The sequence below is a fragment of the Streptomyces sp. adm13(2018) genome, assembly GCF_008042145.1.
Lineage (GTDB): Bacteria > Actinomycetota > Actinomycetes > Streptomycetales > Streptomycetaceae > Streptomyces.
In genome coordinates this window covers 1-630 of sequence record NZ_RDBH01000338.1, presented here as the reverse complement: position 1 = coordinate 630, position 630 = coordinate 1, and the positions used below count along the sequence as shown (strand labels likewise).

Below are 630 nucleotides of genomic sequence, written 5' to 3'. Positions count from 1 at the left end.
GTGACCCCACCCGGGGGGCCCGCGACGCCCCCCGGCTGACCTGCGGGGCAATGGATTTTTGTCTGAGCCGGTCGGGGTGCTAATGTTTCACACGTCGCAAGGGCCTGTGGCGCAGTCTGGTAGCGCACCTCGTTCGCATCGAGGGGGTCTGGGGTTCAAATCCCCACAGGTCCACAAACGACAGTTCGCGAGTAGCTCTCGGGAACGTGACGAGATCCCGTCCGATCGCAAGATCGGGTGGGATCTTCGTCGTTGTGGGGCCTTACGCGGCTCCGCCCCGGTCGCGGGATCCGAAAAGGGGCCGGCCGGGCGGCCGGCCCCTTTTCGGGGTGAAAAGGCGTCAGATCAGGGGCTTGGCGTAGCAGCGGCTGTTTTCGTAGGTGCGGTACAGGCCGAACTTGGTGCAGGGTTCGTAGCCGCTCGACGTGTAGAGGGCGATGGCCTCCGGTTGAGCCGTGCCCGTTTCCAGGACCATGCGGGTGCGGCCGGCGGTGCGGGCGTCGGACTCCAGGGCGGAGAGGATGCGGCGGGCCAGGCCCAGGCCGCGGGCCTCGGGGATCACGTACATGCGCTTGAGTTCGGCGTCGCCGTTCGCGTAGCCCTCGTCGTTCTCGTCCTGGGCGCGCCAGC

At 67.8% G+C, this 630-nt stretch carries 1 protein-coding gene and 1 tRNA gene; one reads left to right on the top strand and one right to left on the bottom strand.

Annotated elements, in window-relative coordinates:
* Positions 1-100: 100 nt before the first annotated feature.
* Positions 101-174, top strand: a tRNA-Ala gene (locus EAO70_RS37415).
* 166 nt (positions 175-340) lie between these two features.
* Here the strand turns inward: EAO70_RS37415 and EAO70_RS37410 are convergent.
* Positions 341-630: GNAT family N-acetyltransferase (locus EAO70_RS37410; RefSeq protein ID WP_148007211.1), on the bottom strand; the 290-nt coding region annotated here is incomplete at its 5' end.